The following is a 15,789-nucleotide window of genomic DNA, read 5'->3' on the forward strand; positions in this document are numbered from 1 at the left end:
AAGCAATAGAACTATAATCTAAATTAATCAAAGTTAAATACTAGGATTTAAAACACCGCGAAGCTTCCCATCACTTTATGGAGCGTCCAGAAAAAGGAGCCTACCTCATGCCAAATGTTCAAACGTTCAAAGCCACTGCCCATCTGCAAGACGGCGTCAGAGTCGTAACGAAGGCAAGACAATTCGAACTCATCATCGACGAACCTCAAAGCCTTGGAGGTACGGATACAGGAATGAATCCTGTCGAGGCTTTGCTTGCCTCTTTAGGCGCTTGCCAATCCATTGTAGCCCGAGTCTATGCTCCCAAGTTTGAAGTAGAGCTGGAAGATTTCAGAGTTGAAGTTGAAGGTGATCTGGATCTCGATGGATTTTTCAACCGATCTGAAGTCCGTCCAGGATACTCCGATATTCGCTACACCTTCTACATAAAATCCTCATCACCTGCCGAAAGGATCGAGCAATTCGTGCAATTTCTAGAGAGTAAATGCCCTGTAGGCGACACCCTTGCCGCTCCAGTCAATCTCAAGTTGAACCGCATAGTAATTGAATAATTGAAAATTAATAAACGGAATCGCTTTCAAGCTACAATAGGGCTGTAGAGTTGCTACCTAGTAACTTTGCAGCCCTATAACTTTTATTCAGAATTGCATGATCCGATCTAACAAAAACTCTTATTGGCTCTGCCACAAGCTGCTGCAATAAAGTTGACTCAATCATCTCCACCATTCCTTCATCATATAATTTCATATAATGCGACTAATTATTGTCTTCGGAGGTACCCAAGAATGAGCGATGTTCTTAGCGCAGTAGATAAGGAAATTGACCGGATGACATCATTTCTGTTGCAGCAGCAGCGGCAAGACGGATCGTGGCATTATTGTTTTGAGAACGGAATCGTCATTGATGCCTATGTCATTATTCTGTTTCGGATATTGAATGTGCAGAATGAGAAACTGATCCGGCAGCTGTATGACCGTATCCTTAACGAACAGCAGCCAGGAGGGTTCTGGAGATTATACCCAGATGAAGAGGATGGGAACTTATCCGCAACTGTGGAAGCTTACTACGCCCTGCTCTATTCCGGATACAGCAAAATCACAGACGAGCCTATCCAGCGAGCCAAGCGTTATATCCAGTCCAAAGGTGGACTTGCAAAAGTCACCAGCATTTTAACTAAAGCCATTCTCGCCGCTACCGGGCAAGCCAAGTGGCCCTTATCGATCTCCCTCATTCCGCTGGAAGTGCTAATGTTCCCCAATTATTTTCCTATTAACTATTACGAGTTCTCCGGTTATTCAAGAGTTCACCTCACCCCTATGCTGATCATGGCCGATCGGCGCTTCTCGATTACAACAGCCGATGCTCCCGAGCTGTCAGACCTCATGGATACACGAGTAGATGCTGAGGAGCCAATTTCACGCGAATATCAGGAAATGCAGAAAGACATTCATTCCGGTCTAAGCAGACTTATTGGTACACCCCGCTCTATCCATGAAGCCGCCAGGACCAAGGCAGAACAGTTCATGCTCCAGCGCATCGAATCTGACGGCACCCTTTACAGCTACGCTACCAGTACAATTCTGATGATTTTTGCCCTGCTGGCCCTGAAATACGATCAACAACACCCTCTAATTACCGAAGCGATTACAGGACTTACCGCGATGCAATATCGTTCCCCAGGCAAAACAACGATGCAAAACTCTCCTTCCACCGTGTGGGATACCGCGCTAATTTCCTACGCTTTGCAAGAGTCCCGAATAGGCGATGATCACAAGGCCATTACGCAAGCTGCATCCTATTTGCTGCCCAGACAGCATCATAAACTAGGAGATTGGAGCATCCACAATCACAGCATAGAACCGGGAGGATGGGGATTTTCCGAATCCAATACGATCAATCCGGATGTTGATGACACGACAGCGGCATTACGGGCGATTCATAGCTTGTCTAGGACATCCGGGCCATACCAGGAGTCTTGGAATCGCGGACTGAATTGGGTACTGTCCATGCAGAATAAAGACGGCGGCTGGCCGGCTTTTGAAAAGAACACCAACAAAGAAATGCTCACATGGCTCGCTATCGACGGTGCCAAATCGGCTGCCACCGATCCCTCCGAGGCGGACCTTACGGGTCGTACCTTAGAGTATCTCGGGAACTTTGCCGGGCTGGATATGCGGTATGAGTTCATCAAACGGGGAAGTAAGTGGCTGATCCAAAATCAGGAGAAGGATGGTTCATGGTACGGAAGATGGGGCGTTTGTTATATCTATGGGACATGGGCCGCGTTGACGGGTTTGGTGGCTGTGGGCGTGCCGACAAGTCATGATTCCGTGCAAAAAGGAGCACAGTGGCTCTTAAGCATCCAGAACCCGGACGGCGGATGGGGAGAATCCTGTCATAGCGACCGGCTTCTGCATTATGTGCCTTTAAGGGAAAGCACCCCCTCACAGACTGCCTGGGCGCTAGATGCTCTAATCGCAACGCAGCCAAAGGCAACACCTGCAATAAATCAAGGCATCCGTAGGCTTATTACCTTCATGCATGAAGACGATTGGAAGACTACCTATCCAACAGGCGCTGGCCTCCCTGGAAACTTTTACATCCATTATCATAGCTACCGCTACATCTGGCCACTGCTCGCACTGAGTCATTATAGAAAGAAATACGGAGATTGCTAGATCAATGAATTCATCGTAGAATTACGTTGTTGAACTGTCGAGGGGGAACTTACCATGAACATCCATAGAGAACTTATAGCAGAACGACGAACCTATACCGCCTCTCGGGTGACACACTCCCACCCCTATGCGCAATTAATTTTGCCACTGCAAGGTGAAATGGCTATTGAGGCAGGCGCTGAAAATTATGTACTGGATGACGAGCTATTATTTTACGTCCCTCCTCAATGCGATCATTCTTTTCATTCTAATGTACGTAATGAGTTTCTGGTGTTGGATATTCCAGATGTGATGATTTCATCCAGCAGGCTGGAGCATAAAGGCACCACATATGCGTTAAACAACAAGTGGAAAGGCATCCGGTATCTCATCCTGAATGAATTGAACCAAGAAGCGGCCTCTCCCTCTGCACTTAAGGAACTGTTTCCGTATATTTCGCATAATTTAATCAGCCAGCGGCAGCCTAAATCCATCCAGTATATTCATGCGCATTATCACGAGAATATATCGGTGCAGCAGTTGGCGGAGCTGGAGCATTACAACCGGTCATATTATTCAGACTGGTTTGTTAGAGAAACGGGGTCAACACCGTCCAGTTATCTGCAAGAAGTCCGGTTGAATAAAGCGAAGCAATTACTGCGAGAGACTAACTACTCCATCTTGCAAATCGCCCTTCAAGTAGGCTTGGAGCATCAATCCTCCTTAACGCGTTTGTTCCAGCAATTCGAAAAGACCACCCCGAGCCAATACCGCAAACAGCATGCCACATCTGGCACGGAGTAAAATCAACCTGAAATTCAGACAAAAGAGCCCACCCTTTAGCCTGTAAAATGAATATGAACTTGACCCGTACAAGTACACGGCAAGTTCCCCTTATAACTGTGATTGCCTGTAAATCGCGGTTTTTGGGCATTTCATTTGAAGGAGCAGAATCATGTCGACAGCATTGGGTTTATTATTCACATTGTTATGGTCTTCTGCGGCCATAGCCACGAAGTTCGGGATGGAATCTACAACACCTCTGGCATTGGCCACGTTTCGCTTTCTTTCGGCCGGACTGCTGCTTTTTCTGTATGTGTATGGATTGAACAGGAGATTCCCCTGGCCGAAGCCCCGGCAATGGCTACCACTAATCGCGCTGGGCCTCTTGAATACAACAATTTACTTGGGTGCGACCTTCTGGGCGTTAACCTATGTATCAGCGGGCTTGTTTAATTTGTTCGTGGCCACCAATCCTTTTCTCGTTGCCCTCCTCTCCTATCTTTGGCTGAAGCGGAGCATTTCGATAAAAGAGTGGCTGGGGATGCTGGTCGCAGCCATCGGATTGTTGATCGCGACCTGGCCGTCTATCGCAGGTGGCGAGGCTAGCATAAGCGGGTTAATCATTTTAGGAATTGGGATGCTTTCGATGGCAGTAGGAAGTGTTTTTTTCAAAAAGGTCAATCTGGATTTACCCAGCATCGTGATCAACACGTGGCAGTTATGTATCGGCGGTATCGTAGCACTGCCCATTGCCTATTTTCTCGAAAAGGATACCTTTTTCTTCAAACCAGATATGCATCTCCTTGGCTCGCTGATTTGGTTGGTCTTCGTCATCTCGATAGGGACCATGCTGCTGTGGTTCTTCCTGCTGAAGCAAGATCCTGTAAGAGCTAACAACTGGTTGTTTATGACGCCCATCTTCGGCTTCATTCTCTCCGCGGTTGTTCTCCATGAACAAGTGACCTCCTTCGATATCGTAGCAACTGTCGTTGTAGTGATTGGGCTATTCTTATCAGGCAACATTAAGCTATTGGCAAAAGTTAAACCTCGAAAGAACTGAACCAAGCGTCCCACAGTGAAAAAACCGTAGCTTCTGCACAAGAAGTGCAATGACTACGGTTTTTTTGTGTGTTGTATTGCTTATTTCATAAAGGCTTCTCGCAACGCCTACAAACCATCACTTTAGTTATTGACCGGAAGCGGTGCGTCATGGGTTACCAGCTTCTGTTCACGCAATTCTCGCCAAAATGCATTCGGGATCACTTCGTTCAGCGCAGCCTGATCCTCAGCAATCCGTTCAGGACGGCTGGCCCCGGGGATTACGGCAGCCACTGCCGGATGAGCCAGAGAAAATTGCAGGGCAGCAGCTTTAATGCTGATCTGATGCCGCCGCGCAATATTTTTAATTCGCTCGACCTTAGATATGATCTCCGGCGATGCTTCTTGGTACTCAAAGTGAGTACCTCCTGCCAGAATACCCGAACTATACGGGCCACCAACAATAATATTGACGTTCTTCTTGGCGGCGTCGTTCATCACTCGTTGCAACGCCCGTTCATGATCTAACAATGTATAGCGACCTGCTAGCAAGCATACATCTGGCTGTGCTTCTTCCAATTCCAAAGCGATCTCAATCGGCTCTACGCGGTTCACGCCAAGACCCCAAGACTTGATCACGCCCTCTTCACGTAAACGTGTCAACACACGAAACGCTCCAGTACGAGCGATTTCAAATTGCGCTAGCCATTCATCACCATAAAAGTCCTGGGCGATATCATGAACATAGACGATATCCAAATGATCCGTCTTCAGCCGATTAAGGCTCTGCTCAATAGAGCGTAGAGTCGCATCTGCGCTATAGTCGTTGACCAACTTGTTCTTACGACCGAATTCAAACAATCCACCCTTCTCTCCCAAGTCACGAGCAGCCGGATCCTCCAGCTCGTCCATAATCAAGCGTCCCACTTTGGTACTTAACAAATAATCCTCACGACGGCGGGTGGACAATGCTTCCCCAAGTCGAATTTCCGCCAGCCCAGCTCCGTAGAATGGTGCTGTATCAAAATAACGAATTCCCTGCTCCCAGGCAGCATTTACTGTCGCCATGGCTTCTTCTTCCGGAATGTTACGGAACATATTGCCTAATGGAGCACTCCCAAATCCAATCTTACCTTGCAGCACAGTTCTTATATTCATAAACCCTCCTGAGTTGTTAAATTTAGAGAAAATACCCGTTCACTCCTGAACAAGCAGTGTTTCATCCTCTGACAAGACTCATTATGATACATATAAAGTAAAAAGAAAATTACGCACTTATAAGTACCATAGGCACCAAAAAGTAATCCAGTATTCCATTTCTTGATGACTTAACAGAATATTTCACTGAAAAGAATGACACTATAAGGTAAAGATTAGCCGGTTTATTTAGGAGGATGGGGAAAATAAAAACAAATATTTCGTTTATTCAATCCACCATGATTATTATGCTGAGCACCGGCCTTCTAAATCATGTCATCATCATTCCTATCTTACTGGATGCAGCAAAGCGGGACGCTTGGATCTCGGTACTATTGGCAGGCGCATGTGCGTTAGTCTGGATTTTTATTCTGCACATTGGCAGCACCAAAATTAAGAAACAGCATCTTTTCGAATGGCTGGCAAAAGCGTATCATCCCATCGTCGGCCGTATTCTTGCCGTCTTCGCTAGCGTATATTTGTTTGTGATATGCATGCTTACAACCAGGGACACGGTTTATTGGGTGCATCTCACCTTCTCCCCAGAGACCCCCATACTGGTACTTACTTTCATCTTGCTTATTATTTCTGCTATAAATGCTTATTTAGGCATTCATTCCCTCGCTAATACCGCCAGTATTTTATTGCCTTTTGTTGTTATATTGGGCTTTTTTATAATGTTCTCTAACACAACCCATAAAGATTATTCCTTGTTAAAACCAATCCTTGAGCATGGCATACAGCCAGTGTGGAACGGGACTCTCTACGTTGGAGCCGGTTTTGTTGAGGTTATCATGCTCGTATTTATGCAGCATCACATCAAATCTCGGCTCTCCTATATTTCATTTCTGATCATGACCCTGCTTATTTTGGGTCTCACCATGGGACCGATTATTGGAGCCATTGTTGAATTTGGTCCGGATGAGGCAGGTAAACTCAGATTTCCTGCATATGAAGAATGGCGATTACTGACGATTGGCAGTTACATAGAGCATTTAGACTTTTTTAGTGTTTACCAATGGTTCAGCGGTGCTTTTCTGAGAATTTCACTGACCATGTTCCTTATTCTCGACATATTCCAAATTCAAAGCAGAAAAATGAAGCTGTGGATACTTGGATGCATTTTTTTAACGATTGTAGTGTTCACAGCTATCCCTTTTAGTGATCGTTTTTTTCTGAAATTGTTATCTTCCTATGTGCTTCCCTTTTCTTTATGGGGGGTGCTGATTTTTTCTATAGTTATTGCGGGGTTGATTAGCCTGGCTCATCGAAAGGGGAAAGCGACATCATGACGGAGCAAGAGCAAAAGAACTCCAAAAAAATCGAGGATGTAGTTACAACATTATTTGGAACCAGTTCAGATATTTTGAGAATGAATCTTTCTTTGTCTAACTCGGACTATGCCGTACAGCTCGTTTATTGCCAGGGATTGTGCGATGTAGTCAAAGTAGAGCAATCCATTATACCCGCATTAAAAGATATCCCAGAACCTATCCTTTCATCGGATGAGCTGGATCTTCAGCAGAAGGTTCCGTTTCATATGACTTCTCTGCCAATGGATGGGATCGAACAATCGATGAAAGAAACCGTGCTAGGCGGTGATCTTCTTCTGATATTTACTCCTTCGAATCAGTTATACACTGTGAAGTTGGCTGATCCACCTAAACGTCAGCCTGAGGAGCCAAATACGGAAGTGTCCACTAGGGGGCCGAAAGATGGATTTACAGAAGAATCCTTCACCAATATTGCCCTTATTCGAAAAAGACTCCAAACGGAATTATTAGCGGTTGAAGAATTCACGATCGGAACCAAAACCGCTACTAAAGTTCATCTCTTATATCTCAAGGACACGATCAAGCCTCATGTTTTACATTTAATACAGACAAAGCTGGCTAATGTTCAAGTTAAAGGACTGATTAGCAGTACCCAGCTTGAAGAGAGCCTGACCAGATTTTCGCTATTTCCATTATTCTCTTACACAGGAAGACCTGACTACGCAGCGAATTCGCTTCTTCATGGTAAATTTGTACTTTTAACTAATGGTTCACCTACAGTAATCATGGCGCCGGTGACCTTTAACTTTTTGTTGAATTCTTCGGAAGATGCACATATGGTGAATGTCTTTGTTGCTTTTTCGAGGTTATTAAGAGTATTCGGAGTGTTGTTTTCATTATTTTTACCGGGTTTTTGGATCGCAATCACTACGTTTCACCAGGATCAAATCCCGTTTACATTGCTTGCAACCTTAGTCAACTCGAGACAGGGAGTGCCTCTTCCCGCTCCTTTAGAGGCGATTGTCATGCTTATTTTGTTTGAAATCTTCCGGGAAGCGGGCATGCGGTTGCCTTCCGCTTTTGGCCAGACTTTGTCGGTGGTGGGCGGTCTAATTATTGGTCAGGCGGCCATTTCTGCTGGAATTGCAGGTCCAGGTACTATTGTGGTTATAGCCATTTCAGTACTTGCCACCTTTACATTAGTAAATCAGTCATTAGTTAGCGTTGTTAGCTTGTTTCGAATTGCGGTGCTGATCATTAGCGGGTTTCTTGGGTTATTTGGAACGATGATCTGTCTGCTTGTACTGATCCTCTTTTTGGTCAATTTACGTTCTTTCGGGACCTACTATCTTTCTCCTTTATCCCCGCCGAAGTTTAAGGAATGGTATAAGGTTATTTTCAGAATGCCGTGGGGGAAGAGAAGATTAACTGACAATACGGGGATTAAAGGACGAGAACGATAATGAAAATGATCCGATGCATTCTTATTACTGCACTGCTTTCCACACTCCTTACAGGCTGTTGGGGAGCAAAGGAAATTGAGCACATGATCTATGTGAATACACTCGGAGTCGATTATGTAGATAACAAGGTCGTTGTTTATATCCAGATGGTTAACTTTAGCGGTATCGCCAAGAAAGAAGCGGGTCAAGCCCAGGAACAGAAAACATTCATAGGAAAAGCTGACGGGGAATCCTTTGATACTGCGATTTTCAATTTGTATGCTACCAGCCCGCAAAGAATTATCTGGAGTAATGTGAAGACGATCGTTTTTAGTGAAGCAGCGCTAAAGGAGAAAGATGTTGTAAACCAGGTATTGGACGTGTGGGACCGATACTATGAATTTCGTTATACCGTTTGGACCATGGGGACTAGCGATGCCATCGATAAAGTGTTGAGCACGACGTCAATCGCCGATTTATCGGTGATCTACTCCCAGCTTAACAGTCCTATGCGAACGTATGAACAGAGTTCCATCATCGCTCCGCTGTATCTCTACAAGTTTATTTGGAAGTGGAAAGAAAAAGCTGAAACGGTTCAGCTGCCTTATCTGGAAATTGTACCGTCCTGGACGAATAACAAAGAGTCCTCACCCAATATTAGCATGAAGGGGATTTGTTTTCTGCAGAACCAGCAATTTCGGGGCTGCTTGAAGAATAACGATATTTTAGGGAATAGATGGCTTGAAAAAAATACGGAAAGAACGCCCCTGGTTATCAAGGATGAACAAAACGACGTACTCGCTTTGTTGGTCATGAACAAAATTAAACACTCCATTCGTCCCAAGCTGAAGAATGGCAAACCTGTCTTCGCGATAAAAGTGTCTATGCAGGCCACTCTTCCCGAGATCAGCACAAATCTAAGTAAGAAAAAGCTTGAACTAAAAGCTATAGAAGAGATTAATGAGCAAATTATGAAAACTTACACCAAAGGTTTAGAAATCGGTGCCGATGTATATGGACTATCCAACATATTCTATCGTGACAATGTAAAGGAGTGGAACAAGTTAAATGATAAGGGGCAATTACCACTCGATTCGAAGAGCATTGACAAGATCGATATCAAAGTGAACCTGATTAGCGGCGGTATTTCTAAAATGAAGTAATCAACACAAAGAAACGCATCCGATCATTGGACAGGTGCGTTTCTTTTCTTCTATTTAATTAGGTTGCTCCAGGAATTGATGTACCGCCATCATATCCCGTTTATTGAGCTCACGAATGCGATTGAAAATCGGAATATCTCCAACCGCTTCAAGACTCGACCCATCGGCAACAACATCACTGACTTTGCCCGTTAGCCAGGTCTGCACGTCGATGCCTTCGACGATCTCCTTCCGCCCTTCATCATTGATACCACTTGCATAGCAGCTCACACAAGGAATTGTTAATTTATATACACCATCATGGAGTCCATCTTCAGATATGACCTTCTTCCCCTTACAGAATGGACATGGCTGACTGGCTTTAACCTTATTAATTAAGGTGACAATTTTTTTGTAGCCAAACGCTTCATAGACATAGGTCAGTTTTTTGTATTTTCCATTCGTGAAATACTTATCAATGATGTTCTCTCTCGTCTCAGTGATATCGGCAAAATCACAGATCGTGACCCGATTGTTCCGGCTGATGGATTCAACACTACCGCTAATACGGTCCCAGAATGGCAGGACATTTTGTAGAACCATTTCATAGTGGGCGAAGCTTGCCTGCTCTAATTCAAGCATTTTCAGAGCAGCTTGTGTTTCTCTAGGCAATAAAGAGACATCTTCTGTTAACACCATCTCGCCACCGACAATGGCTTGTATTTTATCTAGCACCTGCAAATCACCCACGGTTCTAATGGCTTGATCAACTGGCTGCCCAATGATCTCACGAATATCCGTGTCGCCAAACTTCAGCTTCTTATGATGATTTAATACGGTTCCTTGGCAGATTGGGCAGGTAATCATTTTTTTAGACGCTTTGATATGCTCTTTAATGATTGATTTCGAGATCACCATATAGTTGCCAATGATGGTATTAAAGCCTTCCCAAGTCCTCGAAGCTTTGCTCGCCTTATCATAAAATGACTTTTCCCAATACCCGTATAAAAAGGTATGCTTCTCAGCTTCCGTCAGCTCGTTATAACTTTTGCTTAGATCCTGACTGAGCTCATTCTTAATCTCCCCAAAGATGAATTCAATTTTGGAGAATTGATAGAATTTTAAAATCTCCATCGCATCCGGATGCAACATGCCATCCCAGAACGGTACGGTTTTATCCTGGACCACAATATCGAAATCAAATTCTTCAATCACCCGGCGGCCCTTGCAGCTTGGACAATGATTCTCTTGATGATAGAAATCGAAGCTATTCGTATCTTTATTGGTGGGATGTGCCGCCACAATATGGTTGATCAAGCCACCAATTTCATAAAGAAATGTATATTGGCTATACAAGTGCCGTTCCAGATCAATGGCAACGACCGGCGCAATTCGTTCCGATTCGTATTCACCGTAGATCAATCGAGCCATGGAGGATAAGCTTTTTAAGATACCGCCTTTATAAACGTTCTCTGCATTTTTAAAATAGGCAAGCTGATCTTCTTTTAAATAGTTAATGCCATTATGTTCATGCAATGTTGAAGAAATATGCGCTGGAGCGGCAGTATCTGCACCGTTTTGCCCGCGATAATAATCAACATGCCTGACAACATCAAGATGCTCCACAGGAGCAAGCTGTCTTTTCCCAAAATCGGCGATAAAATCTGAGTTCTCCAGCATATACGCGTTATGTTCAATCATGATCATAGATACAGATTCATCCTGCAGAATAACCCTGATGCTATCAATGAATTGATTTAGAATGTTCTGGGATAGACCTTTGGAAGGCTCGTCGAAAATAAATAGCGTATGTGGGTTCCTCGATCCCGCGAACAGTTCGGAAACTAAATGGACACATTGGAATTCACCCGTCGATAGGGTCTGAGTTTTTCTTTCCAACGTCAAATAACCAAGTCCAAGCTTGATCAACAAGCTCAAGCGTTTATGAGCGATGTCTTCATTTGGCAGTTCCTCAATAATATCTTCAATCGAGCGCTGAAAAATATCATCAATATCTTCACTATACTTCGTAAGTTTCTTTTTAATATCCAGAAAAGTCGCTACGGTTGACCGGCTGGTAATCGATTGATTTCGATCTTGCCCGACCATGACCAGCTTATCCTTGGGATATCGCTTTACAAAATCTTTGGCCATACATTCATTGACCAGTGTAGATTTACCGCATCCAGACTCACCTGTAAAAGTTACAAGTCTATTCTGGGGAATCTGTATTTCAGCGATTTGAACATTACGGCAATACAGATCATGAAACTGATAATATCCAGTTGGGGCTTCCGCATTTCGTTCCCAGGTGACGGGCTGTGGTCGCGGTGACTCTTCTACAATTTTGCCGCCATATTTACCACTACCAGGTCCGAAGAATAAGTGCTTGTCCGCTGTATCGAGCACCGTGTCGGAATGGTCAATCAGCCAGATTTGATTCTTGTACCCCAATTGTTCAATCTGTTCTAAAATTCGCAACAGGGTTTGATGATCAAGACCCACAGAGATTTCGTCAATGATAATCACTGTATTTTCACTAGTGGCCATGAATTCTGCCAAGTAAAGTCGTGTTAATTCTCCGCCTGACAATGTTCCCATGATCCGATTTAATGTTAAATAACCAATATTCATATTGATTATATTTTGCAGAATAAGTTGTTTGCCTTCACTAATCTTTAGGACTTCTGCCAGCGAAAGAATGGTCTCAATGCTTAAATTGTTGATATCGGAAATGCTATGTGGTCGATCCAGTAATTCAATGGTATGCTGTTCAACTTCTTGACTATAACGTCTACCCTTACACTTCTTACATTCGAGATTTTTAGTAGTTCCGCGGCCCTTACAATCCGGACACCAGCCTAACTCATTGTTAAATGAAAAAACTTCCGGAGAAAGATTGAATTGTTCCGCAAGCGTCACACGAATCTCCGTAAACACACCGGTATGTGTACCAATGGTTGAGCGTGGATTGGAAGATATCGATGATCTGCCTAGAAAAAGCACCAGTGGCATCTCTTCCATCTTGATGGCACTGAAATTAGTCTCCATAATATCGGGAAATAAATACTGGTATTCGGCCTTTGGCAATAAGGAAACGAGACGTTTCTTGGATTCTTCACCAATGGTTTGACAAAAAGTTGTTTTACCGGACCCAGACAAGCCAGCTATGCCTAAAGATTCATCCACTGGCAGCACGGCATCCAGCTTGTTAATGTTGTTCGCAATTAATTGTTTAATCTTCATAGTGATATCCTCTCATCTCCATTCTCTCCATCTATATAAGATGATCTTAAGATCCGAACTTAAGGCTCGGTCGTCACTACGGTGGAATGTTTGGACTTCCGGCCGCTGTTGTCTGCAGATTTCTTGATTTAATACCGCTGTTTGCGGTAGAAATCCGCAGACAAAGGCGGGCGCTAACGCTCCTACAGTTCCAAACTTCCCCCTTCGTTCCTTCTCGCTTTTGTTACTCTCTTTTGTTCATCTTATCTAGTATTGCCATGTTCTCATCTAAAAATGACGCCTTCCCTGTTACGGAAAAGCGTCCGGTTGATAGAAAATAGAAGATTATTGTTACAGTTCTGCCAGCACTTTTTCAAGTTGAACGCCATTATTCGTCCAAGCATATTTAGCTCCCTCAATAGCGCCCGGACGAGACTTGGTAGTTTCACTAAATCCGAATTGATCAAGATGCAAATGAACGGTTCCATCAGAACCTTCTTTCAACGTCCAAGTAACGGTAGTGCTTTCTCCGGCACTCAGCCAAGTATACGATAATGTGTGCGGCTCATCCACTACGAGTACCTCGCAATCAACAATACCATTCCACCATTCATTCGGCTCTGTGCGGAACTGGAATTTATGTCCCACAACCGGTTTAAAGTCGTTGCTCCAGATCCATTTCGCAAGAGTGTCCGAATCCGTTAAAGCGTTCCACACCTTCTCGATTGAACTTGTGAATTGATAATCTAAGGATACATCTGGTTTCATTGTTCTTCCTCCAATAATAGTTTTAGTTTGTCGAATCTTTCTTTCCAGAACCCTTCGTAGAACGATACCCAGTCCTGAATTTCTTTAAGCGGCGCGGCATTTAATCGGTATCTCGTTTCTCTGCCAACCTTTCGAGCAATGACAAGACCGGAATCTTTAAGGATAGACAAATGCTTAGAAACGGCAGTACGCCCCATTTGAAAATGAACCGTAATCTCATGCAGCGGAATCTCATCAACATCTGCCAATATTTGAATTAGTTGTCGCCTTGTTGGATCAGCAACAGCGTCATAAACATCTCTCACTTGACTTCGTTCGTTCAAAATCACCCCTACCTTTTCCGTAATATTACCTGTAGTGCCACTGAATATACTTCATTAGCATCTGATAGGACACCATTTAGTGTCGAATTGATTATAGGACACCATTTGGTGTCCTGTCAAGATACCTTGCTCTACCAAAAAAAAGACCCCCGATACCAAGTATCGAAGGCCTGATGATACGATTTTATGAAACGGTTCCGTTCCATTTGTAAGTCATAACCGACTTGCCTGGAATGGTAACGGTGAAGCTTTGACTGCCCCACTGGATCTTCACATTACGCTGCGCGCTGGAAGAGTTATAAGCCACTACGACTTTGGAGCCGTCCGGATTGCGGAATGCTACGTTTTTAACTTCTGAACCGGTGTTACTGTCAATGCGATAAGCATTCGGTACAACAAATTTACTGAAGTGACCGAGCAGATAGTATTGTTTATGATAAGTTACATTATTTTCAGGTGCGTCATTACGGTTATCCGAATTGCGGATCGTGAGCATTCCTTTATTGCTGTTGTTCGGTGCAAGCAGTGCCGGACCGTCTTTTTGATCCAGGGCAGCGTTCCAGGTAATGATCGACTTGGACCAGTTTCTCGTAATATTGATGAACTCGTTGATCATATTATCGAATCCGCTCGATGTGCCGTTCTGCGGATCATTCCAGTTACCGAAGCCGCCCTCGGTGAACCAGACTTCCTTGTCTGGATGATTGTTGTGGATCGAAGTCATTTGCGAACCGTCCCCGCTGTCGTAGTGGTGGAAAGCGCTACCAGAAACATAACTGCCTTTGCCCGCATTCTTGAGATTGGTAATGACCTGGTTAGGGAAGTTCCAGTCCAGATAGTTATGGTCAAACGCGATAATCTTGGTATTCATCCCGGCATTACGCAGTGTAGGACCCAGATAGTCACCGATAAAGCCTGTCTGATCCTGTACGTTCATGCCCATGGAAGGATAGTGGGATGGTTCATACATAGGTTCATTTTGCAAGGTTACTGCATAGATCGGTACTCCTTCAGCCTGATAAGCTTCGATGTATTTTTTGAAATAGTTCGCATACGTCCCGTAATGCTCTGCTCTCAGCTTGCCGCCATTCAGCGTATTGGAATATTTCATCCAGGCAGGTGCACTCCAAGGTGAGCCCATCACTTTAATATTAGGATTCTTGGCAATCGCAGCTTTCACCATCGGAAGAATATATGCCTTGTCCCGGTCGATCGAAAATTGACTCAGTGACGTATCGTTTGGTGTATCGGCATACGTATAGGCTGCCCAGGCAAAATCCGAACTCCCGATAGGCTGCCTCAGCAGGCTGAGTCCAATTCCCGAAGATCCGAACAACCGCTCCATCACTTCTGCACGATTATTGTTATCCAATTTGTAGTTCATGAGCCATGCGGAAGCATCCGTCAGAGAGACACCAAAACCATCCATCTGTTGGTACCTTTGGTTCTCGTTCACCGTAATGGTGACGTCCGCATTGCCAGAATTACTACTGAAATTCTTATCTGCGATCCGGGTCAGCCGGGCAGTCGGACTCAGACCAACAGCCGGTTCAGAATTGGGATCAGAGGTCGAAATCCATACCTCCACCTGTTCCCCAGCAGCGTGGGCAGCATTAGGTACTGTTGAACCTGCAGAGATTAAAAGACCGGACAGCAATACAAGAGCACTCTTTTTCCATACTTTCATGAACTCAACTCCTTTTAGATTTATAGAATATAACGCAAAATAGCATAAAATGAAATCGATTTCATTTTGTTGCAAAGAATAGCGTCATTTCTAGTTACTTCAGCTCTCTTCCTTCACACCTCCTCTTAACAAGACAAATTTAGTGATCTAAGGTTTATTCAAAACTTAATGAAAGCGTATTCATAAATAGTTATACACTCTACTGGGAATAATTGCAACAAGTAAATCCATATTTATTTCAAAATGTTACCAA

12 protein-coding genes are annotated in these 15,789 nt (G+C 44.1%); 7 read left to right on the top strand and 5 right to left on the bottom strand.

The window, feature by feature from the left end; translation table 11 throughout:
* Positions 1-107 precede the first annotated feature (107 nt).
* The 4 genes from HPT30_RS08955 to HPT30_RS08970 all read left to right on the top strand — a co-directional run bounded on the left by HPT30_RS08955 (position 108) and on the right by HPT30_RS08970 (position 4,500).
* Complete coding sequence (locus HPT30_RS08955) at positions 108-551, top strand: OsmC family protein (protein WP_175371058.1); 444 nt, start codon at positions 108-110, stop codon at positions 549-551.
* A gap of 234 nt (positions 552-785) precedes the next feature.
* Positions 786-2,678: a squalene--hopene cyclase gene (shc, locus tag HPT30_RS08960; RefSeq protein WP_175371059.1), complete on the top strand. Its 1,893-nt coding sequence runs from the start codon at positions 786-788 to the stop codon at positions 2,676-2,678.
* Positions 2,679-2,732: 54 nt separating this feature from the next.
* A complete protein-coding gene (locus tag HPT30_RS08965; RefSeq protein WP_175371060.1) occupies positions 2,733-3,461 on the top strand; it encodes an AraC family transcriptional regulator in 729 nt (242 codons plus the stop codon).
* Positions 3,462-3,612: 151 nt separating this feature from the next.
* Complete coding sequence (locus tag HPT30_RS08970; RefSeq protein ID WP_175371061.1) at positions 3,613-4,500, top strand: DMT family transporter; 888 nt, start codon at positions 3,613-3,615, stop codon at positions 4,498-4,500.
* A 122-nt stretch (positions 4,501-4,622) separates the two neighbouring features.
* Here HPT30_RS08970 and HPT30_RS08975 read toward each other — a convergent pair whose 3' ends face one another.
* Positions 4,623-5,636: an aldo/keto reductase gene (locus tag HPT30_RS08975; RefSeq protein ID WP_217622312.1), complete on the bottom strand. Its 1,014-nt coding sequence runs from the start codon at positions 5,634-5,636 to the stop codon at positions 4,623-4,625.
* 236 nt (positions 5,637-5,872) lie between these two features.
* On the opposite strand from HPT30_RS08975, the gene HPT30_RS08980 reads away from it, so the two are divergent.
* Genes HPT30_RS08980 through HPT30_RS08990 form a run of 3 tightly spaced genes read left to right on the top strand, consistent with a single transcriptional unit; the run spans position 5,873 to position 9,554 of the window.
* The gene (locus HPT30_RS08980; protein ID WP_175371062.1) at positions 5,873-6,967 is read left to right on the top strand and encodes a GerAB/ArcD/ProY family transporter; all 1,095 of its coding nucleotides are present in this window, start codon (positions 5,873-5,875) and stop codon (positions 6,965-6,967) included.
* Positions 6,964-8,412: a spore germination protein gene (locus HPT30_RS08985; protein WP_175371063.1), complete on the top strand. Its 1,449-nt coding sequence runs from the start codon at positions 6,964-6,966 to the stop codon at positions 8,410-8,412. The genes HPT30_RS08980 and HPT30_RS08985 overlap by 4 nt, the downstream gene beginning before the upstream one ends.
* A complete protein-coding gene (locus HPT30_RS08990; RefSeq protein WP_175371064.1) occupies positions 8,412-9,554 on the top strand; it encodes a Ger(x)C family spore germination protein in 1,143 nt (380 codons plus the stop codon). The genes HPT30_RS08985 and HPT30_RS08990 overlap by 1 nt, the downstream gene beginning before the upstream one ends.
* Before the next feature lie 54 nt (positions 9,555-9,608).
* Here HPT30_RS08990 and HPT30_RS08995 read toward each other — a convergent pair whose 3' ends face one another.
* The 4 genes from HPT30_RS08995 to HPT30_RS09010 all read right to left on the bottom strand — a co-directional run bounded on the left by HPT30_RS08995 (position 9,609) and on the right by HPT30_RS09010 (position 15,536).
* The gene (locus tag HPT30_RS08995; protein WP_175371065.1) at positions 9,609-12,779 is read right to left on the bottom strand and encodes an ATP-binding cassette domain-containing protein; all 3,171 of its coding nucleotides are present in this window, start codon (positions 12,777-12,779) and stop codon (positions 9,609-9,611) included.
* Positions 12,780-13,109: 330 nt separating this feature from the next.
* Positions 13,110-13,526 (bottom strand): SRPBCC family protein, encoded by a 417-nt coding sequence (locus HPT30_RS09000; RefSeq protein WP_175371066.1) that lies wholly within the window; start codon positions 13,524-13,526, stop codon positions 13,110-13,112.
* Positions 13,523-13,849, bottom strand: a complete 327-nt coding sequence (locus HPT30_RS09005; protein ID WP_175371067.1) for an ArsR/SmtB family transcription factor — start codon at positions 13,847-13,849, stop codon at positions 13,523-13,525. The genes HPT30_RS09000 and HPT30_RS09005 overlap by 4 nt, the downstream gene beginning before the upstream one ends.
* Before the next feature lie 184 nt (positions 13,850-14,033).
* A complete protein-coding gene (locus HPT30_RS09010) occupies positions 14,034-15,536 on the bottom strand; it encodes a glycoside hydrolase family 30 protein (RefSeq protein WP_175371068.1) in 1,503 nt (500 codons plus the stop codon).
* Positions 15,537-15,789 lie beyond the last annotated feature (253 nt).

The sequence above is a fragment of the Paenibacillus agri genome (assembly GCF_013359945.1).
Lineage (GTDB): Bacteria > Bacillota > Bacilli > Paenibacillales > Paenibacillaceae > Paenibacillus_AQ > Paenibacillus_AQ agri.